This is a genomic window from Otoolea muris, from assembly GCF_943193115.1.
Taxonomy (GTDB): Bacteria; Bacillota; Clostridia; order Lachnospirales; family Lachnospiraceae; genus Otoolea; species Otoolea muris.
Genome location: NZ_CALPCY010000008.1, coordinates 42,222 through 61,265, shown reverse-complemented (window position 1 = coordinate 61,265; position 19,044 = coordinate 42,222). Strand labels below are relative to the sequence as shown.

At 55.6% G+C, this 19,044-nt stretch carries 20 protein-coding genes, 3 pseudogenes and 1 riboswitch; of the genes and pseudogenes, 3 read left to right on the top strand and 20 right to left on the bottom strand.

Annotated features, from left to right (window positions below):
* Window positions 1–78: 78 nt before the first annotated feature.
* The 5 genes from NFS31_RS07165 to NFS31_RS07145 all read right to left on the bottom strand — a co-directional run bounded on the left by NFS31_RS07165 (window position 79) and on the right by NFS31_RS07145 (window position 4,519).
* Window positions 79–426, bottom strand: coding sequence for a type II toxin-antitoxin system PemK/MazF family toxin (locus NFS31_RS07165; RefSeq protein WP_160225591.1), 348 nt, complete (start codon window positions 424–426; stop codon window positions 79–81).
* Between the two features lie 254 nt (window positions 427–680).
* Window positions 681–1,862: an alanine racemase gene (gene alr / locus NFS31_RS07160; protein ID WP_251493009.1), complete on the bottom strand. Its 1,182-nt coding sequence runs from the start codon at window positions 1,860–1,862 to the stop codon at window positions 681–683.
* A 60-nt stretch (window positions 1,863–1,922) separates the two neighbouring features.
* The gene (locus NFS31_RS07155; protein WP_251493007.1) at window positions 1,923–3,455 is read right to left on the bottom strand and encodes an NAD(P)H-hydrate dehydratase; all 1,533 of its coding nucleotides are present in this window, start codon (window positions 3,453–3,455) and stop codon (window positions 1,923–1,925) included.
* Complete coding sequence (gene acpS, locus NFS31_RS07150) at window positions 3,415–3,837, bottom strand: holo-ACP synthase (protein WP_251493005.1); 423 nt, start codon at window positions 3,835–3,837, stop codon at window positions 3,415–3,417. The genes NFS31_RS07155 and acpS overlap by 41 nt, the downstream gene beginning before the upstream one ends.
* A gap of 1 nt (window position 3,838) precedes the next feature.
* Complete coding sequence (locus NFS31_RS07145) at window positions 3,839–4,519, bottom strand: redox-sensing transcriptional repressor Rex (RefSeq protein ID WP_251493137.1); 681 nt, start codon at window positions 4,517–4,519, stop codon at window positions 3,839–3,841.
* Between the two features lie 239 nt (window positions 4,520–4,758).
* On the opposite strand from NFS31_RS07145, the gene abc-f reads away from it, so the two are divergent.
* A complete protein-coding gene (gene abc-f / locus NFS31_RS07140; RefSeq protein WP_251493003.1) occupies window positions 4,759–6,744 on the top strand; it encodes a ribosomal protection-like ABC-F family protein in 1,986 nt (661 codons plus the stop codon).
* Window positions 6,745–6,918: 174 nt separating this feature from the next.
* Here the strand turns inward: abc-f and NFS31_RS07135 are convergent, their stop codons facing one another.
* On the bottom strand, window positions 6,919–8,103 hold the full coding sequence (locus NFS31_RS07135) for an N-acetylmuramoyl-L-alanine amidase family protein (RefSeq protein ID WP_251493001.1): 1,185 nt from the start codon (window positions 8,101–8,103) through the stop codon (window positions 6,919–6,921).
* Between the two features lie 345 nt (window positions 8,104–8,448).
* Between NFS31_RS07135 and NFS31_RS07130 the strand changes: the two genes are divergently transcribed.
* Window positions 8,449–8,643: a hypothetical protein gene (locus NFS31_RS07130; protein WP_251492999.1), complete on the top strand. Its 195-nt coding sequence runs from the start codon at window positions 8,449–8,451 to the stop codon at window positions 8,641–8,643.
* Window positions 8,644–8,737: 94 nt separating this feature from the next.
* Here the strand turns inward: NFS31_RS07130 and NFS31_RS27425 are convergent.
* A pseudogene (locus NFS31_RS27425) lies at window positions 8,738–8,848 on the bottom strand (DUF6783 domain-containing protein); the annotation flags it as partial.
* Between NFS31_RS27425 and NFS31_RS27420 the strand changes: the two are divergent.
* Window positions 8,825–9,106, top strand: a pseudogene (locus tag NFS31_RS27420) (DUF6783 domain-containing protein); the annotation flags it as partial. The pseudogenes NFS31_RS27425 and NFS31_RS27420 sit on opposite strands and share 24 nt — an antisense overlap.
* A 333-nt stretch (window positions 9,107–9,439) precedes the next feature.
* Here the strand turns inward: NFS31_RS27420 and NFS31_RS27415 are convergent.
* The 13 genes and pseudogenes from NFS31_RS27415 to NFS31_RS26850 all read right to left on the bottom strand — a co-directional run.
* Window positions 9,440–9,919: pseudogene (locus NFS31_RS27415) on the bottom strand (glycosyltransferase family 2 protein); the annotation flags it as partial.
* 39 nt (window positions 9,920–9,958) lie between these two features.
* A complete protein-coding gene (locus NFS31_RS07120; protein ID WP_251492995.1) occupies window positions 9,959–10,306 on the bottom strand; it encodes a hypothetical protein in 348 nt (115 codons plus the stop codon).
* Window positions 10,307–10,411: 105 nt separating this feature from the next.
* A complete protein-coding gene (locus NFS31_RS07115) occupies window positions 10,412–10,852 on the bottom strand; it encodes a hypothetical protein (protein WP_251492994.1) in 441 nt (146 codons plus the stop codon).
* A 3-nt stretch (window positions 10,853–10,855) separates the two neighbouring features.
* Window positions 10,856–11,641 carry a DUF6020 family protein gene (locus tag NFS31_RS07110; RefSeq protein WP_251492993.1) on the bottom strand — a complete coding sequence of 262 codons (786 nt, stop codon included), beginning with the start codon at window positions 11,639–11,641 and terminating at the stop codon, window positions 10,856–10,858.
* Window positions 11,574–11,777 (bottom strand): hypothetical protein, encoded by a 204-nt coding sequence (locus tag NFS31_RS07105; RefSeq protein ID WP_251493145.1) that lies wholly within the window; start codon window positions 11,775–11,777, stop codon window positions 11,574–11,576. Before NFS31_RS07105 ends, NFS31_RS07110 begins: the two co-directional genes overlap by 68 nt.
* Window positions 11,778–11,801: 24 nt before the next feature.
* Window positions 11,802–13,079 carry an adenylosuccinate synthase gene (locus NFS31_RS07100; RefSeq protein WP_251492991.1) on the bottom strand — a complete coding sequence of 426 codons (1,278 nt, stop codon included), beginning with the start codon at window positions 13,077–13,079 and terminating at the stop codon, window positions 11,802–11,804.
* A gap of 113 nt (window positions 13,080–13,192) precedes the next feature.
* On the bottom strand, window positions 13,193–14,623 hold the full coding sequence (purB, locus tag NFS31_RS07095; RefSeq protein WP_251492989.1) for an adenylosuccinate lyase: 1,431 nt from the start codon (window positions 14,621–14,623) through the stop codon (window positions 13,193–13,195).
* Between the two features lie 5 nt (window positions 14,624–14,628).
* Window positions 14,629–15,357 (bottom strand): phosphoribosylaminoimidazolesuccinocarboxamide synthase, encoded by a 729-nt coding sequence (gene purC / locus NFS31_RS07090; protein ID WP_251492987.1) that lies wholly within the window; start codon window positions 15,355–15,357, stop codon window positions 14,629–14,631.
* A 294-nt stretch (window positions 15,358–15,651) separates the two neighbouring features.
* Entirely contained in the window at window positions 15,652–15,936 is a 285-nt protein-coding gene (locus NFS31_RS07085) for a hypothetical protein (protein ID WP_251492984.1), read from the bottom strand.
* Between the two features lie 401 nt (window positions 15,937–16,337).
* Window positions 16,338–16,667, bottom strand: coding sequence for a hypothetical protein (locus tag NFS31_RS07080; RefSeq protein WP_251492983.1), 330 nt, complete (start codon window positions 16,665–16,667; stop codon window positions 16,338–16,340).
* A 177-nt stretch (window positions 16,668–16,844) separates the two neighbouring features.
* Window positions 16,845–17,600, bottom strand: coding sequence for a 4-hydroxy-tetrahydrodipicolinate reductase (gene dapB / locus NFS31_RS07075; protein ID WP_251492981.1), 756 nt, complete (start codon window positions 17,598–17,600; stop codon window positions 16,845–16,847).
* 48 nt (window positions 17,601–17,648) lie between these two features.
* Complete coding sequence (dapA, locus tag NFS31_RS07070) at window positions 17,649–18,533, bottom strand: 4-hydroxy-tetrahydrodipicolinate synthase (RefSeq protein WP_251492979.1); 885 nt, start codon at window positions 18,531–18,533, stop codon at window positions 17,649–17,651.
* 184 nt (window positions 18,534–18,717) lie between these two features.
* A riboswitch (Lysine riboswitch) is annotated at window positions 18,718–18,888 on the bottom strand.
* The gene (locus tag NFS31_RS26850; protein ID WP_275563876.1) at window positions 18,884–19,018 is read right to left on the bottom strand and encodes a hypothetical protein; all 135 of its coding nucleotides are present in this window, start codon (window positions 19,016–19,018) and stop codon (window positions 18,884–18,886) included. Its footprint overlaps the riboswitch before it by 5 nt.
* Window positions 19,019–19,044 lie beyond the last annotated feature (26 nt).

The following is a 19,044-nucleotide window of genomic DNA, read 5'->3' as shown; positions in this document are numbered from 1 at the left end:
TGTGCAGAAGGCACAATTTCTGTGCATCATTTGTTGCAGTTTAGCCGGAAGACTGAACTGTAACAAGCATAACAGCCCTTATGTAGCCAGATCCAAACTTACCATCAGAGCCCGATCCACTTCCTGCTGCAGCTCCTCGTCGATATGGCAGATCCTCTCCCTGAGGCGCTGCTTATCAATGGTTCTGAGCTGCTCCAGAAGGATGACCGAATCGCGTATCATATCGCACCGTTTCGTGTCCAGCTCCACATGGGTCGGCAGCTTTGCTTTGTTCATCTTTGAGGTAATGGCCGCACAGATCACGGTTGGGCTGTGCTTATTTCCCACATCGTTCTGTATCACCAGCACCGGCCGCACGCCGCCCTGCTCTGAGCCGACGACCGGCCGCAAATCTGCGTAATAAATATCTCCGCGCCTGATAATCACTTTTCTCACTCTCCGTCTGTCTATTCTCATTCTAAAGATATCCGGACACCCGCCGAACCGCAAAGCGCCATTTTACGGCCGATCGTCCCGACACACTCTAGTATTGACCCGTTTGAGACGGATTATTCGCTTCCCTTCAGGCATACGGTCATTTTTCCACAAAACCTGAACGGCAACGCCCGGATCCTCCTCCTGCATTAACATATGAAGAAAGGCCGGTTTACGTTCCCGTGAAAATAAGTCCCGCCGCTATTTCACAGAAAATCCTTGTAAATATCCCCTTGATAGTCCTTTGTGCCTGCCACACGGCCGTCCTTTATGTAGACGCGCGGCACGCGTTTTCCCAGCACGCAGGGGATCTCATAGCGAAAGCCCCCGGCCATCTGCGCGAGCTGCTCCATGGAAAGCGTCTCCCCGCCGTCGCTGCCCACCAGCGTCACGGGCATCTCTTCCTGCGCCTGCAAAATGCCGCTCACGTCCGCCATAAACTGATCCATGCAGATACGGCCCAGCACAGGGGCCCGTTTCCCGCCGATCAGGACATATCCCTTTCCGGATAAGCTTCTCGGATAGCCGTCCGCATAGCCGGCGCTGATTGTGGCGATGCGCATCGCCCTGTCCGCCGTGAAGGTTCCGCCGTAGCTGACCGGCGTCCCAGCCGCAATCTCCCGGATACAGGTGATAAAGCTGCGGATCTCCATGGCCGGGCGCAGGTTTAAGCCCCATGCAATCTCATCGGACGGGTAAATTCCATACATGGAAATCCCGGCCCGCACGGCGTCCAGGCCCATTCCCGGCCGGTTTAAGGCCGCCGCGCTGTTCGAGGCGTGACGGATCGGAATCCGCACGCCCCGCCTCTCGAGCTCGTCCGCAAACTCCATAAACGCCGCATACTGGCGGTCCGTCGCCCCCTGATCCGCCTCGTCCGCCCGGGCGAAATGGGTAAAGATCCCCTCGGTCTCAATGCCCGGCAGGGACGCGATCTCCGCCGCCTCCTCAATGCTCTGCGCGGTCGGCTGAAATCCGATGCGGCTCATCCCCGTATCCACAGCCAGGTGTATACCCGCACGGACGCCCTGCATGACGGCAAGCTCTGACAGGAGCTTTGCCTTGGAGAGCTGAAACAGCGACGGGCGGATATCGTATCTCAAAAAATCCGCAAGCTGGCGCGCCGGCGCGTTTCCCAGCACCAGGATCGGCTTTTTTATCCCATGCCGGCGCAGGAGCACCCCTTCCTCCAGGGCCGCCACCGCATAGCCCCACACATAAGGGTCAATGGCCCTGGCCACCGGCACGGAGCCGTGCCCGTATCCGTCCGCCTTCACAACGCCGATGATGCGCGTCCCCTCCGGAAGGCCGGCCGCCATGGCCTCCACATTTTTAACCACATTGTCCAGATTTATTTCCGCATAAATCCGGCTGTACGGTGCTTCCATCTTCTTCCTCCCTGAATCTTCTATCCCTGTATGTATGCCCGCATGGGCGGGAATGATGTTTCAAATACGCTCTAAAAGGGCGTTTGCCGTCTCGCTCGCCAGCAGGCCGTGCTCGCCCGATTTTTCCGCCGCGCGGCTTCCGGCCCGCCCGTGCAGCCACACGCCAAAGGAAGCCGCCTCGTCCTCCGGAAAGCCCAGCGCAATCAGGCCCGCGATGGTTCCGGCCAGCACATCGCCCGATCCGGCCTTGGCCATGGCCGCGGTCCCGCTGTTCCCGATGTAAACCGCGCCGTCGCGCCGCGCCGTCACCGTAGCCGCATCCTTTAAGACACAGGTCACGCCGCGCTCCTCGCTGTAGCGGACCGCCGCTTCGGCCAGATCTTCCCGAAGTTTTGCAATCTCCTGCCCTGTCAGACGCGCCATCTCCCCCGGGTGCGGCGTGATAATCACATTTTCCGTCAGGTAATCCGCCAGATACGGGTAATCCGCGACTGCGTTTAAGCCGTCCGCGTCCACAATGATCGGGACATAGGCGGATAACAGCACATGCTGTACAAGCTGTTCCACATACCGCCCCTTTCCAAGGCCCGGCCCCAGCACAATCACGCTGGCCCACGCGCATTCCTGCTCCACGAGCTCCTTAAAGACCTCCGGCTCACGGTCCGCCTCCTCCGGCGAATAGAGCGTAAGGATCGCCTCCGGCAGAAGCGTCTGTAATGCCTGCGCATTGCTTTTAACTGTTAAAATTTTAACCAGCCCGGCCCCCATCCTGTAAGCCGCCAGGGCGCTTAAATACGCCGCGCCGCACATCCCCTCGCTGCCCGCCGCAATCAGCACCTTTCCATACGTCCCCTTATGCGCCTCCGCCCGCCGTTTCGGAATCTGGGCCATATCCTTTTCCTCATAGCAGAAATACCGCCGCCCCGTATAGCGGTCGTACGGCGGAAAGCCGATGTCCGCCACAAAGACGCGCCCCGCAAAGCCGCGTCCCGGATACAGGGCCGTCCCGGCCTTCTCATAGCCAAAGGTCACGGTCAGATCCGCGCGCACCGCCGCCCCCAGCACAGCCCCTGTCCCGGAATGGATACCGGACGGGATATCCACAGCCACCGTAAAACCGGGGCGCGCAGAGTCGAAGAAACGGATCGCCTCCCGGAAGCTCCCCTCCACCTCCCTGGAAAGCCCGACCCCAAACAGCGCGTCAACCGCCGCGTCAAACGAATCATTCCTCTCTCCCGGCTCCTCAAAACGCCTCACAGGAATTCCCAGGTTGCGCGCAATCGCGATCTGGCTGCGCAGCTCCGGCGTCCAGCGGCTCCGATCCCCCACTGTCACAAGAAATACACTGCATCCGCGCAGATGAAGGATCCGCGCAATCGCCGCGCCGTCCGCCCCGTTGTTCCCTGTCCCGCAGAATACGGCCGTCTTCGCCGTGCAGAGCCCGCGTCCAAACGTCCGGGAAAACGCCTGCTCCATCTCATCCGCCACACAGAGCGCCGCCCGTTCCATAAGCACCATGGACGGGATCCCTATGGTATGGATCGCATAACTGTCAATCTCCTTCATCTGCTCGCCTGTTACCAAACGTCTCATCGCTGTTCCTCCTACCAGCCCTTCTCCCCTCTCCCACCACAAACGCGGCCGCATACTGCGCCGTATTCGTGACAGAGACATGAAACTCATCAATGCCAAGCTCCTCCGCCAGCTCCCCGGCCCTTCCGTACAGACGGACATACGGCTTTCCGAGCGGATCCCGCAGCGCCTCAATACACTCCGGCCCAAAGCCGCGAAAACCGGTCCCCAGCGCCTTGGCGACCGCCTCCTTAACGGCAAAATCGCCGGCCAGGCGGGAAATCCGCTTCCCGGCCTGCCGGCGCTCCTCCTCTGTGTAGATCCGCTTCAAAAAGCTTTCCCTGCCGCAGGCTTTTTTCATCCGATCCATCTCAACCAGATCCGTCCCCACACCTACTATCATCTCATTCCCCCGCCTGCTTCCCGGCACGGGCCTTAAGCTCCTGTTCCTTCTGATCCTGCATATTGCAGACGCGGTACGACAGGCGCATCAGGCTCTCTGACAAATGGACATTCTCCACCACCACATCGTCCGGAACCTGCAGATCCGTGTGGGCAAAATTCCAGATCGCCTTGATCCCGGCGCGCACCAGACGGTCCGCCACCTCCGGGGCCTTGGATTTCGGAATCGTAAGCGCCGCAATCTGCACCTCGTGTTCTTTGATAAACCGTTCCAGATCCTCGATCCCGCGTATCTCCACCCCGCGGACCACTAAGCCCACCAGGCGCGGATTCACATCAAACATCCCCTTGATCATAAACCCGCGCCGCTCGAAATTCGTATAATTGGCAATCGCCTGCCCCAAATTCCCGGCCCCGATGATGATCAGATTATGCTGGCGGTCAATCCCAAGGATCCTCGCGATCTCCGTATATAAATACTGCACATTATATCCATAGCCCTGCTGGCCAAATCCACCGAAATTATTTAAATCCTGGCGAATCTGGGATGCCGTGACTTTCATCCTGATGCTCAGCTCATTCGAGGAAATCCGCTCCACCCCCTCCTCCAGAAGCTCTCCCAGATAGCGGTAGTAGCGCGGCAGCCTCGAAATCACTGCTTTCGATATCTCCTTCTGTTCCACGGCTCTCATTCACCCTCTCTCTGTTTACATAATAGTATTATTATAACAGATGACAAATGATTGTCAAATGAATTCCCAAAATTTCACGGTGCTGAAACAGACGGGATACCGGCTGCCAGAGCGCCAGTAATTCCCAACATTCCTTGAAAATACCTTCTTTTTATACTATAATGTAATCCGACCCGTAACAGCGCCCCTTATCCGGCCTGTTACCCAACCGATTTTTACAGGAGGAAACCATGATTCTGTCTTGCAGCAACATTTCAAAAACCTTTGGTACGGACCAGATCCTGTCCCGCGTATCATTTCACATAGAAGAACACGAGCGCGCGGCCGTTGTCGGCATCAACGGGGCCGGCAAGTCCACGCTTTTTAAAATCATCGCCCAGGAGCTTCTCCCGGACGAGGGGGGCGTCGCGCTCTCAAAGGGAAAGACGCTCGGATATCTCGCGCAGCAGCAGGATATCTCCGGCAGCCGCACGATCTTTGACGAGCTGATGGAAGTAAAGCGGCCCATACTGGAGCTGGAGGAACGCCTGCGCGCCCTGGAGCTTAAGATGAAATCCGCCGCGGGGCCGGAGCTTGACCGCCTTTTGGAATCCTACAGCCGCCTGGACCATGAATTTGAGCTCCAGAACGGCTATGCATGGAAGAGCGAGATCACCGGCGTGTTAAAGGGCCTTGGCTTTGCGGAGGACGAGTTTTCCAAGCCGGTCCGCGAGCTCTCCGGAGGCCAGAAGACCCGCGTTTCACTGGGAAAGCTTCTTCTGTCCAGGCCGGATATCATACTCCTTGACGAGCCGACGAACCATCTCGATATGGAATCCATCGCATGGCTGGAAACGTATCTGATGAATTATCCCGGCACGGTTCTGATCGTGGCCCATGACCGCTATTTCCTTGATCGGGTCGTCACAAAGATCGTTGAGCTGGATCAGGGAAAGGCGACGGTTTTTCAGGGCAATTATTCCGCGTACAGCGAAAAAAAGGCGCTGATCCGGGCCAATATTATGAAGGCTTACTTAAATCAGCAGCAGGAGATACGCCATCAGGAGGAGGTCATCGCAAAGCTGCGCTCCTTTAACCGGGAGAAATCCATCAAGCGGGCCGAGAGCCGCGAAAAGCTTCTGTCTAAGATGGATGTGCTTGAAAAGCCTCTGGAGGTCAATGACAGCATGAGTATTACCCTTGAGCCGAACGTCGTCAGCGGGAACGACGTGCTGGCCGTCAGGGGACTCACAAAAAGCTTTGACGGACAGACGCTGTTTTCCGGCGTGGATTTTGACATCCGGCGCGGGGAGCGCGTGGCCATTATCGGAAATAACGGAACCGGAAAAACGACGATCCTCAAGATCCTAAACGGCCTTCTCCCCCAAGACAGCGGGGAATTCCGCCTGGGATCTAAGGTTCATATCGGCTACTATGATCAGGAGCATCAGGTCCTTCACATGGATAAAACCCTGTTTCAGGAGCTGCAGGATACGTATCCTGCGATGAATAACACGCAGATCCGCAACGCCCTGGCCGCCTTCCTGTTTACCGGGGATGATGTATTTAAGCTGATCCGCGATCTGAGCGGCGGGGAGCGCGGACGCGTCTCTCTGGCAAAACTCATGCTCTCCGAGGCCAATTTCCTGATCCTGGACGAGCCCACAAACCATTTGGACATCACCTCCAAGGAAATCCTGGAGCAGGCCCTCACGCACTATACCGGAACCGTGCTCTACGTATCGCATGACCGTTATTTTATCAACAAAACAGCGACCCGTATCCTGGATCTGAAACTTAAGACCCTGATCAATTATATTGGAAATTACGACTACTATCTGGAAAAAAAGGACATCCTGGAACAGGCTGCCGCGCAGGCCCGGCCCAGGCTGGCAGACGATCCCGCTTTCCCAGACAGCCCGCATCCCGCCCGCCCCGTTTCCGATGCCGGCAAGGCAGATGCGCCGGCGCCCCGGCCCGCAGCCCCGGCCGGAAAAACCGACTGGAAGCAGCAAAAGGAGGAACAGGCGAAAATCCGCAAACGCCAGAATGAATTAAAGAAAACCGAAGAAGAAATACACGCCCTGGAGACGAGAGGACAGGAGATCGACGCCCTGTTAAGCGAGGAAAGCGTTTACTTAAACCCCTCCAGGCTCATTGAACTCAATCAGGAAAAGGAGCGGCTGACAGAGACTTTGGAGACGCTTTATGAAAAATGGGAGGAGCTGGCGCAGTAGCCGGCTCCTGGTACATCCATTCCTCTGACGGAACTCCCGCCGTTTAAAATCCGCTTCTTCCTCAACTTAATTATACAAAAAATTTCTGCCCTTCAAGATAATAAAAAAGCGCCTCCTAAAAGCCCCTGATGTCCAAAGGCTTCTAAAAGGCGCCCGCGCGCTCCAGCCGGCTATTTACTCCCCCGGCCCCTGCTTCTCCATAAGACTCTCATCCCCGGCCGGTCCCCTTATCTCAGACCCGGCCCCCCATTCATCAAGGAAATCCTCATATTCCAGCTCATCCAGATCCGGCTTCCTCCCCTCTCGGGTAATCTTAAGCGTCTGCTCCAAATACCGCAGCAGATCCGGGCTGTTCCTGCGCATATCGGCCCTCAGCTCCTCCGAGCAAAAGCTCTCAAACAGACGCCCGAACTGCATGGAAATATTTCCGTCAAAATACGAGGGCAGCGGCTGGGCTATGCTGCTCTGCGCCAGGTACTGGCCATAGTCCGCCATAAAGCCATTCGCATCGCCGTCATTCCCCGTCGCCCAGGCCACATACTCCCCAAACGCCATGGCCAGCGTATCCGGATTCGTAAACTTCAGCTTCCTGTAATGCGTATCCGTCTTGTGATACACGTAAAAAATCCCCTGATCCGTCCTGGGCGCTGAAAAATACTTCTTATCCGTATAAAACATCATCTCCCAGCCGCTCTCATGAAACGCCCGGATCCACTCCCGGGGCGCCTCTGCCAGGGCCTTTGTAATGCGCTCCTGCTCATCCTTATCCGGCCTCCGCTTTCCCTGAATCGTCATGTCATAGCGCCGATCCCGCAGTCCGTTTTCATCGTAATATCCCGTTCCCACATACTGGTCCGCCGCCATCTGCCCGTTTTCAAAGAAATAATACTTATGCCCGCTGACCATCCGCTCGCCGCCATGATACATTTCACACGAGGAATTAAACCAGTACCATGCATCCCCGGCCAGAAGCCACCCCTTAGCGAGGCGCCCGTCCTCTCCCGCGTGATACCAGACATCCTCCTCATAATCATAAGCCCATCCGACCGCCATGGCGCCGTTCTCCCGGAAAAAATACGTATGGGAATCAATCTTGTGCTTCCCAATCTTCATGTAACCGTCGCTCCCGAAATAATACCACAGGCCGTTATCGTGCAGCCAGCTCCTCTCCAGAGGCGCGCCGTCCGGCAGGATATACTGCCAGTCCTCCCCATCCCCGACCCAATGTCCGGCGGCCGAGGCGGAAACGGCGGCTGCTTCCTGAGCCTGCGCAAAACCAGTACGCACTCCCGGAATAAGCGCCAGACAGACGCCCAAAAGCAATGTGCGCGCAGGGCGGGGTAGAACGTGTATTTTCACAATCAGCGCCTCCTTTCTCTGGGACAGTTTTGTATTGAGCTTTTAGTTGTGAGGCAGCCGCCACCTGTACGCCCCGGCGAAAGCATACGTTAATGTCACGGCCCGCCGGTCACGCGGCCAGCGACAGCTTCTATATCCATAGGAACCCGTAGAAAACCGCCGGCGCTTGGCGAGATCCTTTCGAGCTTAGCGTCCGCTGCGCTTTTCTCCGAGCGGAAGCGGGGCTCCTTATGGATATAGAATCTGCCGCTGGCGGCCTCTTCACGCCCTCCCCCCTTGCGCATCCGTTCAATTTCATAGTATAATAAAAATAAAACGCATCCCCCCTGAAAGCGAGGTTCCACTATGAAATTCCGAAAACTGGCCGCCGTTGCCGCTTTATGCCTCTTCCTCCTGTACGCCTGCTCCCTCATTTTCGCCCTGATGGACAGCCCCCTGTCACAGAACCTTCTGATGGCGTCTGTCTACTGCTCCATCGCCGTTCCCGTGGGCCTCTACGCCTTTGTTCTCCTGATCCGCCACCTCAAAAACCGCAAATAACCTGCGCGCCTGCGAAGCTAGACGTAGGCGCCACTACGCCGACGCTTCGCAGACGCACAGATGACACGAATATCAAGCGCTTTTTACTCGTAAATTAATGCAACGCTGTACTAGAGCGTGTTTGAAAAATGCTTTCTGCCAGATGTGCGTGCCGCTTTGTGGGAGATTTGGGCCAAATGAACGCGGCGCAGTGGGCTGCGTTAAGTGAATTTGGCACAAATATGCCGCAAAGTGGGGCATGCAGATGGCGGGAATGATTTTTCAAACACGCTCTAGGCTGTTACAAACCGTTACCCTTTTCGCCTTCTTTATCCCTCACCGCATCCCCGTCCTCCGTCGTCTCGCTTATGATATAGCGCGGCCTGCGCTTTGTCTCCAGGTAGATCTTACCGATATATTCCCCTATGATCCCCATAGCCAGAAGCTGGATCCCGCTGAAAAAGCAGAGGATGCTGACCGTTGAGCCCCAGCCCGGCACCGTGCGGCCCAAAAAGACCTGCGTGACGGACCATGCCACACCGACAAAGCTCATGGCCGCCACCAAAAGCCCAAAGCCGGTGATAAAACGGATAGGCTTTATCGAAAGGCTCGTGATCCCGTTCATAGCCAGCGCCGCCATCTTGGCGAGCGGGTAATGGCTCTCCCCGGCCAGCCGTTCATGGCGCTCATAGTAGACGGATGTGCTGCGAAATCCTACCAGCGGGATCATCCCGCGCAGGAAAATATTGACCTCCTCAAACCGCTCCAGCTCCGCCAGCACGCGGCTTCCAAGCAGGCGGTAGTCCGCATGGTTAAAGACGACCTCCACCCCCATCCGGTTCAGCAGACGGTAAAAGGCTTCGGCCGTAAACCGTTTGAAAAAGGAGTCCGTCTTACGGCTGCTGCGCACGCCGTACACCACCTCGCAGCCGTCGTGCCACGCCTTTACCATCGCATTCATGGCATCCAAATCATCCTGTCCGTCGCAGTCAATGGAAATCGTGATGTCACAGCGATCCTTTGCATACATCAGGCCCGCCAGCAGCGAATTCTGGTGGCCGCGGTTCCGGCTCTGGGAGATCCCGATAAAACGGGGATCCGCCGCGGCCATGGCCTGTATCAGCTCCCAGGTTCGATCCCCTGATCCGTCGTTGACAAACAGGATCCGGCTGTCCTTTGCAATCAGCTCCTCCTCCTCAAGCTCAGACAGCTTATCTGAAAACAAAGGCCCCGTAATCGGAAGCACACTCTCCTCATTATAGCACGGTATCACAATATACAGCGTTGGCTTCTTCATTTTTTCCCTCCTGATGCCGCAGACATGTCCTGAACGGTTTCACCGGATCCGCATAAACAGGTTAAACGGCTGCCTTTCCCCGTTGATATACGCCGGGTGCGCCGGATCCGCTCCAAACAGGAGCTTTGAGAAGATGCTTCCCGAAAATGAAAGAGCCAGGGCGGCAAAAATGCAGGGAATCCGCTTTTCCTTTAAAAGCACCAGGGGCAGGAAAAGGAACACGGCAAACATCTTGCTCGGCATGGCAATCATATAGCACAGGAGAAATGCCTTCCCATTTCCCTTTAAGTAAAAATAAAAGCCCAGCAGCAGGAGGAACAGGGCAAACCCGTCCACCTGGCTGACCACAAAGACGATCACAAAAAGAGCGGCGCTGCTTAAGAACAAAAACGATCCCAGCGCGGCAAATTTCTTCGGCGTCCCGCAAAGCCGCGCAATCTTACAGATGAGATACGCCTTGGCAAACGTTAAAAGGATCCCCAGCGTTTTGCACTACAAAAGCCCCAGGCTCCAGTCCAGATAATCAATCCCGCGCAGCCGGCTTATCAGGAGCACAGGCAGGTTCCAAAGCCCATACACGATGTAGACCATAAAATCATAATTGGCTGCCCAGAACATCCTGGCGCGCTCCACGGTAAAAGAATAAAAGCCCCGAAGCTCCCCGCGTGCAATGGCCTTTAAAAACAGGATCGAGTTATCATACGTATCGGTGATATCCAAATACATAAAGGTCGCATAAGCGATCAAAAGCATTGCGCCCAGGCAGAGCCATTCCACCCAGGCAGGCAAATCTGAAATGCGTGAAGGAGGAAATACCTCTCTCCCGCTAAAATCAAGCTCCCTGAAGAAGCGCCCTGTATAAGTCCGCTTTCCGCCCGTTTCCCTTCCGCTCCCCGTCTCCCGGCCGCCTTCGCGCCTCTCTCTTTTCATCACGATTTATTTCTCCCTTGTCTTAAACACTTCCCCCTCGCGCGCCGGCACACCGCCTTTTTCAAAAGCAGAGTATACGGCCATGACAGAAAGGCCCGTCCCGTAGATCACCGGCAGCAGGTATCTGGTATTCGCATTATAAGGGGATACAATGCAGACCAGTATATTGCCCAAAAAAGGCGTCAGGGCCGCCGCATAGCGGTATTTCCCGGCTGCCGCCAAGATCATGGCGCGCCACAGCGTCACAAAAACATAGACGCCATGCCGGAAAAACAGGCCGATCACCGGAAGCTCCTTTGCCATGGCCTCTCCCCGCGTCAAACATTCTCTCAGCGGCTTAAACGGTTCTGGATGATAAATACAAAAGAAACCATTTCCCCTCTCATTGATCACGCTGCTGAAATCCAGGTAATCATACCATTCCTTTGATCCCGGATAGAAAAAGCCATAACAGCCGTTAATGGACGCTTCCACATAGACGCCGGGGTGCTTCAAAAACTGCTGAAACCATGCCTTAAAATACGCCTTTCGCTCTTTCCACGTCTGCTCGCTGCGGTACGCATCAAACTTAACCGGATCCGAGGTGATGGGATTATATGCCTCTGCCAGCTTATCATACTCCAGAACGCCGTCAATCGCTTCCCATTCCTGTACAGTCACCTCATCCGGATAATCCCGGACATAGCGGGCTGTCTGCTGGTAAAAAAATCCCATCCACTCCCGATCACTGCCCGGAGAAATCTTTAATGCAGGCAGCAGCATACCGGAAAATCCGATCTGGAACAGCGCCATCGGCAGCAGAACAGCAGCCAGCGCCCGTTTCCTCTCCTGCCTGTAGCAAAACGCCAGAGCCGCCGCCGATCCGATAGCGGAGCCAGACTCTGGCCGCGCCTCCCTTTTGCATCTGCATTCTTTCCTTTACACTCATCCAAACGCCTCCCTGATTGACGCCTTACCCGCGCATTATGATCTCATCGCGCCCCGGCCCGTTGGAAACCATGGTGATCGGAACGCAAATCTCACGCTCAATTTCCTCGATGTACGCCCTGCACGCCGCCGGAAGATCCTCATACTTCCTGATCCCGCGGATGTCGCACTTCCAGCCCGGCATGGTCTTATACACTGGTTTTGCCTTCTCCAGCTTATGCGTAACCGGGAAATCCTTCACGACTTCGCCGTCAATCTCATACCCCACGCACAGTGTCAGTTCGTCCAGATAGCCCAGCACATCGAGAACCGTCAGAACCGCCTCTGTCGCGCCCTGAATCCGGCAGCCATAGCGGCTGGCCACTGCGTCGAACCAGCCCACGCGCCTCGGACGGCCGGTCGTCACGCCGTATTCGCCCTTGTCGCCGCCCCTGCGCCGCAACTCATCCGCCTCGCCGCCGAAGATCTCGCTGACAAACGCGCCGCCGCCCACCGCGCTCGAGTACGCCTTCACGACAGCCGTGATCTGCGTAATCTCATACGGCGGGATGCCGGCCCCGATTGCGCCGAAGGCCGCCAGCGTGGAGGAGGACGTCACCATGGGATAAATCCCGTGATCCGGATCCTTGAGCGATCCGAGCTGGCCCTCAAGCAGGATCTTCTTCCCGGCCTTAAGCGCCCCGCTTAAATAAGCGGATACATCACACACGTACGGCTCAATCATCTCCCTGTAACCCATCATCGTCTCAAATATCTCGTCCGGATTCAGGAGCGGCTTGTGGTACAGATGCTCCAGCATCACATTTTTCTTCTCACAGACGCGTTCCACCTTCTCCTTTAAGGTCTCCGGCGCGAACAGCTCGCTCACCTGAAAGCCGATCTTCGCATATTTATCGGAATAAAACGGGGCAATTCCCGATTTTGTTGAGCCAAAGGACTTTCCGCCCAAACGCTCTTCCTCATACTGATCAAACAGCACATGGTACGGCATCATAAGCTGCGCCCGATCCGACACCAGAATACGAGGCTTAGGCACGCCTCTTGACACAAGATCCTCCAGCTCATTATTCAGATAAGGAACATTCAGCGCAACGCCGTTTCCGATAATGCTCACCGTGTGGTCGTAAAATACGCCTGACGGCAGCAGATGAAGCGCAAAGCGTCCATAATTATTAATAATCGTATGGCCTGCATTGCTTCCTCCCTGGAAGCGGATGATAATATCCGACTCCCTGGCAAGCATGTCCGTGATCTTTCCCTTGCCCTCGTCTCCCCAGTTCGCCCCTACTATCGCTCTTACCATGGCTCTTTCCTCCTTAAGGAATTCTATGTACGCCCAAAAACTCACAACATCAGGCGCGGTGAAATTCCGGGCGTACATTTATTCTTTTTTTGTAAATACCGCGCGCCGCAGCATCACACATGAATCTCCGCTTTCATCCCAAGCTGCGCCTCATTCTCCTTTAAGACCGGCCCAATCACCTCGCGCAGGAATTCTTCCGTCTGCTCCTTCGCGCGGCCCGTATAGAGGGCCGGATCCATGGCTTCCTGAAGCTCCTGAAGGCTTAAATGAAAGGCCGGATCCGCTGCTATCAGCTCCAGAAGATTATTCTCAAGTCCCTTTTCCTTTACATTGCGCCCTGCTTCCATGGAAAGCGTGCGGATTCTCTCATGCAGCTCCTGCCGGTCGCCGCCGGCCTTGACTGCATCCATCATGATATTTTCCGTGGCCATAAAGGGCAGCTCGGACATGAGGCGTTTTTCGATCACCTTCGGATACACCACCAGGCCGTCCACCACATTCAGATACAGATCCAGGATGCCGTCCACTGCCAGGAAGCCCTCTGGAACGCTTAAGCGCTTGTTGGCCGAGTCGTCCAGCGTCCTCTCAAACCACTGTGTGGACGCCACCAGCATGGGATTCATCATATTGGACATCACATAATCCGCCAGGGACGCCATCCGCTCGCTGCGCATGGGATTTCTCTTATACGCCATGGCCGAGGAACCGATCTGGGACTTCTCAAACGGCTCCTCCACCTCCTTCAAATGCTGCAGCAGACGGATATCATTGGAAAATTTGTGCGCGCTCTGCGCAATCCCGGCCAGGACGCCCAGCACACGGCTGTCCACCTTGCGCGAATACGTCTGCCCCGACACCGGATAGCAGCCCTCAAAGCCCATTTTTTCCGCAATGCGCTGATCCAGCTTCCTGCACTTCTCATGATCCCCGTCAAACAGTTCCAGGAAGCTCGCCTGCGTGCCCGTGGTACCCTTGGAACCCAGCAGGCGCAGCGAGTGGAGCACATAGTCCAGATCCTCAAGGTCCAGCAAAAGCTCCATCATCCAGAGCGTCGCCCGCTTTCCCACGGTCGTCGGCTGCGCCGGCTGGAAATGCGTAAAGGCCAGCGTCGGCTGCGCCTTATACCGCTCCGCAAAGCCCGCCAGCTCATGCAGCACATTTAACAGCTTTTTCCGCACCAGCAAAAGGGCCTCTGACATGATAATCAGATCCGTGTTGTCCCCCACATAGCACGACGTCGCGCCCAGATGGATGATCCCCTTCGCTTTCGGACACTGTGCGCCGTACGCGTACACATGGGACATCACATCATGCCGGACCTCTTTTTCCCGCTCCTTTGCCACCTCGAAATTGATATCGTCCTGATGGCTGCGAAGCTCGTCGAGCTGCTCCCGCGTGATCGGCAGCCCCAGCTCCCTCTCCGTCTCCGCCAGGGCGATCCACAGCCGCCTCCAGGTCCTAAACTTCTTTTCCGGAGAAAAAATATACTGCATCTCACGGCTGGCGTAGCGCTCTGAAAGGGGGCTTACATATCTGTCATACATGGCCTTTACCTCGCTTCTTCTTCGCGGTCCGCAATGCCAAGGCGTCTGAATACCTCCTGGTAGGCGTCCTCCACATTGCCCATGTCGCGCCTGAAGCGGTCTTTATCCAGCTTTTCATGCGTCTCCTTATCCCACAGACGGCATGTATCCGGGGAAACCTCGTCCGCCAGGATAATCTGACCCTTAAAACGGCCAAACTCCAGTTTAAAGTCAATTAAGTCAATCCCCAGGCTGTCAAAATAGCGGCGCATCACCTCATTGACCTTAAAGGCATACTTCGTAATCGCCTCGATCTCCTCCTCGGTCGCCAGCTCCAGAGAAAGCGCGTAATATTTATTGATAAACGGATCGCCTAAATCATCGTTCTTATAGCTGAACTCCAGCGTGGGGCGCTTGAACGCAATGCCCTCTTCCATGCCCATCTTCTTTGCAAAACTTCCGGCTGAGTAATTGCGGATAATGACCTCAAGGGGAACGATCTCCACCTTCTTAACCGCCGTCTCGCGATCGCTTAACTCCTTCACCAGATGCGTCGGCACGCCCTCCGCCTCGAGAAGCTTAAAAATATGGTTGGTCATGCGGTTATTGATCGCGCCCTTGCCCACGATCGTCCCCTTCTTGACGCCGTTAAACGCGGTCGCGTCATCCTTGTAGTCTACGATCAGAACATCCGGATCTTCGGTCGTAAAGACCTTTTTCGCTTTGCCTTCATAGAGTAAATCTAATTTCTTCATATGTGACCACCTGTCCTTTTTTGTGTGAGTGTGAGTAGAAAAGAGGCAAAAATGCCAATTGCCAGTAGAAATTATAATATACTCCTCTGGCAAAATCAATAGCGCATTTGTTTTTTCGCGGGATTTCGCGTTATGAGGGCGGCGGGAGCAAACCAGGCCGCCGTGGGAAGCTTCCCACGGCTACGTGATCGGCAGGCCATATGTTGCGTTTAAACAGCGCGCCTTAACAGACTGAATCCGCTGATTTACTGACTAAATATGACTCTGTTTCCTGTCAATGAACCATGGTACAGGCTACGGTATAACCGCTCCTGTCCGCTCGTGAAAAAAACGGATTTCCCCCTCGCGAAGGCGCAGCTCAATCCGGAACGAGCTGTCTCCCCCGGATCTGGCAATAGGAAGCGTATATTCCACCGCCTGCCCTTCCCAGACGGCAAACGCCTTCTCCCCCGCGCCTTTTGCTGCCAAAAGGTACGCCAAAACAGCGCAGAACAGGCATGCGGTAAGACGCCTCCTCCTCTTGTATTTTCTGCGGCGCATCCTCTTTAAATAGCGTCTGATCTCTCTTTGTAACGGCAACTGCATCTCTCCTTTGCGGCTGCCTCTCCATGTTCCATAAAAGCCTTTATGCTAACTATAGCGGATATGAAGGGAAATGTAAAGGGAATGCGGCCCGGAAAATGTGGGCCCTATATCAAACGGCGCAGAGGACATACAGAAAAAGACCCATCAGCAAGCCCAGTACAGCATCTGATGAGCCGGATGATGATTGCACAGGCAATCATTAGTCCCTCTGAGGGCGGCGTATCTTCGCCGCCTTTTTTCAACTACATGATATCGTTCTTATTCAATGAAGTCAAGCTGGTTTTGGGATCCTGATTAGCGGCCTTTCCACGCCCGTGAATCGTAACCCACACTCCACAACAAAAACCCGGATGAACTCTCAACCATCTGTTCACCCGGGAATCTGCAGCCATTCCTTATCTGGGGCTAATCTCTCCTGACGCGCCGATGCTGCCCTCGGCCGCGTCTCTTATGTCATCCATACCTTCCCTCACGTCGTCCGCAAGGCCGTCCAGCACGCCGGTGCTCTCCTCATTGCCCATATCCATATCATCCGCCATGGAACTTCCTGCGTTCGTCGGGCCATTCTCCATACCGTTCTCCGTGCTCTGCGCGCTGGCCGCGGACTGGGACTGCTTGGTTCCTTCTGTTGACTTGGCGGAATCCCTGCCGTCGCCGCAGCCCGATGCGAGCGCCATGATAAAGAGCAGCAAAAGACCTGCGATATACTGCCTCGATTTTTTCATAATGACATCTCCTTTCCCTTATAGTATGGACAGGAAAAAAGGAGCTATTCATGGAATTTTCTTCCAGTTTTTTACCATCATTATTTCGGGACAGTTCCTTAATTTTTTCCGCTGCTTTTATTTCACGGTTCATGCAGCACTCCGTCTGGAATGCGGCCCCGCGCCGGACGCCGCCTGTTATCCGATCACGTCCGCCATGGTGTAGAGCCCGGGGCCTTTGCCGGCCAGGAACTTCGCCGCCTGCACCGCGCCCTTGGCAAAAATTGCCTTGGAATATGCTGTATGGGAAAATGTCACCACCTCGTCGCGCCCGGCGAAGATCACGTCGTGCTCTCCCACGATCGAGCCCCCGCGGACCGCCTGGATGCCGATTTCCTTTTTGTCCCTCTTCTCGCGCCTGCCTGTCCGGTCATATTCATAGCGGTACATGTTTCCCATCGCCTCGTTCACGGCGTCCGCCAGGGCCAGCGCAGTCCCGCTCGGCGCATCCACCTTCTGGTTGTGATGCTTTTCTATGATCTCAATGTCAAAATCCGCGGCGGCCAGCACGCGCGCCGCCTCTTTTAAGAGCTTTAAAAGAACGTTCACTCCCAGGGACATATTGGCAGAGCGCAGAATCGCTGTTTTCTCTGAAACTGCCATAAGCTTCTCAAGCTGTTCTTCTGAAAATCCGGTTGTGCAGACTACGGCCGGCATGCCGTGCGCGCCGCACCAGTCAAGCATGGCGTCCGCCGCGCCCGCGATGGAAAAATCAATGACCACATCTGCTTCCACGCTACAAGCCTCAAGCGACGGAAAAACGGGATACGGATTCTGTCCCTGGCCTGTCGGATCAATGCCTGCCACAATAGCAAGCTCCCCGTCCGCCTGCGCAATCTGCGTGATCGTCTGTCCCATGGCCCCGTTGCAGCCATGCATAATTGCCCGTATCATCCTCCAAACCTCCTATGTTCATTCACAATTTCCGCTGTTACGCACCGTCTAAAGCAGCCCGTATGCCTCCATCTCGCGTCTCAGGCGCTCTTTGTTCGCCGGATCCATCGCAACCAGCGGCTTGCGGTACGGCCCGGCCTCTTTTCCCATCATATTCAGCGCTTCCTTTACCGGTATGGGGTTGACCTCGCAAAACAGCGCTTCGATCAGCGGCACGGCTTTAAGCTGCAGCCTTAAGCTCTCCTCCGTTTTCCCGGCAAAATACGCGGCGCACATGTCGTGAACCTGGCGCGGGGCAATGTTTGACAGCACGGAAATCACGCCCTTGCCGCCCAGCGAGAGGATCGGAACCGTCTGATCGTCATTGCCGGAATAGATATCCACCCAGCCCCTGGACAGGCTGGCAATCTTCGCGATGGCGGAAAAATTGCCGCTGGCCTCCTTCACGCCCACGATGTTATCCACGCTCTTGCAAAGATCCACGATCGTTTCCGGCTCAATATTTACCCCTGTCCGGCTCGGGACATTGTAGAGCAGGATCGGAAGCTTTACTGATTTGGCAATCTCTGTAAAATGCGCTTTCAGCCCTTTTTGCGTGGATTTGTTGTAGTACGGGGAAACAAGAAGCAGGCCGTCAGCCCCCGCCTCCTGCGCGCACTGGGACAAATAAACCGCCGTCGAGGTACAGTTGGAGCCCGTCCCGGCCACGACCGGAATGCGGCCGTTTACCACCTTGCACACAAACTGTATCTCCCGGATATGCTCATCATGCGTCAGCGTAGCAGACTCGCCTGTGGTTCCGCACACAATAATGCTGTCCGTCCCGCCGGCGATCTGCTCTTCCACGAGCTCCTCCAGCTTTTTATAATTGATCTCCCCGCCCTCTTTAAACGGCGTAATCAGCGCCACTCCCGCTCCTTCAAAAATCGACATCCCATATTCCTCCTTCTTTTAATAACCGCCGGGACGCATGCTGCGGCAACGGCCAAACCCTTTATGCGCATGCATCCCTGCCCGCCGCGCGGCCCGCATGCCGCCCCGGGAGCAAACCTCCTTATGCGGGCCTGTGCTCGCGAAAATAAAAGCCGGCGCGACGGCCAGCTCATGAAATATATAACCTCTTCGTAGCTCCCCATCGTATCGATGACAGTCATATGGCTCTTAACCATATGCCCAGGATCTGAGCCCGCAGAAGCACAGTCCTTCGGCGTCTTCCCTTTCCACGGCCATCCACTGTCCTGCCACATCCGGCCGTTTACTGATGATCAACGCAACCTCTACTTTTATTTTCTAATATAGTAGCATCCCGCCGCCGACTTGTCAACCGTGGGATGCCAGTACATCATTGCATCAATAACTGTGAATGAAGCGCCTGCTCTTTGCGCCGGCGCTGCGCTTAAGTCAGTCAGCGATGCCACCGCATCGTCCCCTTCCTCCGCCCTGC

Coding starts and splice junctions, on each gene's coding strand:
- NFS31_RS07080 (WP_251492983.1), bottom strand. CDS start 16,667: ATGAAAAAATCGAGGCAGTATATCGCAGGTCTTTTGCTGCTCTTTATC.
- NFS31_RS07100 (WP_251492991.1), bottom strand. CDS start 13,079: ATGGTAAGAGCGATAGTAGGGGCGAACTGGGGAGACGAGGGCAAGGGA.
- acpS (WP_251493005.1), bottom strand. CDS start 3,837: ATGATAGTAGGTGTGGGGACGGATCTGGTTGAGATGGATCGGATGAAA.
- purC (WP_251492987.1), bottom strand. CDS start 15,357: ATGAAGAAATTAGATTTACTCTATGAAGGCAAAGCGAAAAAGGTCTTT.
- abc-f (WP_251493003.1), top strand. CDS start 4,759: ATGATTCTGTCTTGCAGCAACATTTCAAAAACCTTTGGTACGGACCAG.
- alr (WP_251493009.1), bottom strand. CDS start 1,862: ATGGAAGCACCGTACAGCCGGATTTATGCGGAAATAAATCTGGACAAT.
- NFS31_RS07110 (WP_251492993.1), bottom strand. CDS start 11,641: ATGGCGCTGTTCCAGATCGGATTTTCCGGTATGCTGCTGCCTGCATTA.
- NFS31_RS07130 (WP_251492999.1), top strand. CDS start 8,449: ATGAAATTCCGAAAACTGGCCGCCGTTGCCGCTTTATGCCTCTTCCTC.
- NFS31_RS07105 (WP_251493145.1), bottom strand. CDS start 11,777: ATGAGTGTAAAGGAAAGAATGCAGATGCAAAAGGGAGGCGCGGCCAGA.
- dapA (WP_251492979.1), bottom strand. CDS start 18,533: ATGTCGATTTTTGAAGGAGCGGGAGTGGCGCTGATTACGCCGTTTAAA.
- dapB (WP_251492981.1), bottom strand. CDS start 17,600: ATGATACGGGCAATTATGCATGGCTGCAACGGGGCCATGGGACAGACG.
- purB (WP_251492989.1), bottom strand. CDS start 14,623: ATGTATGACAGATATGTAAGCCCCCTTTCAGAGCGCTACGCCAGCCGT.
- NFS31_RS07155 (WP_251493007.1), bottom strand. CDS start 3,455: ATGAGACGTTTGGTAACAGGCGAGCAGATGAAGGAGATTGACAGTTAT.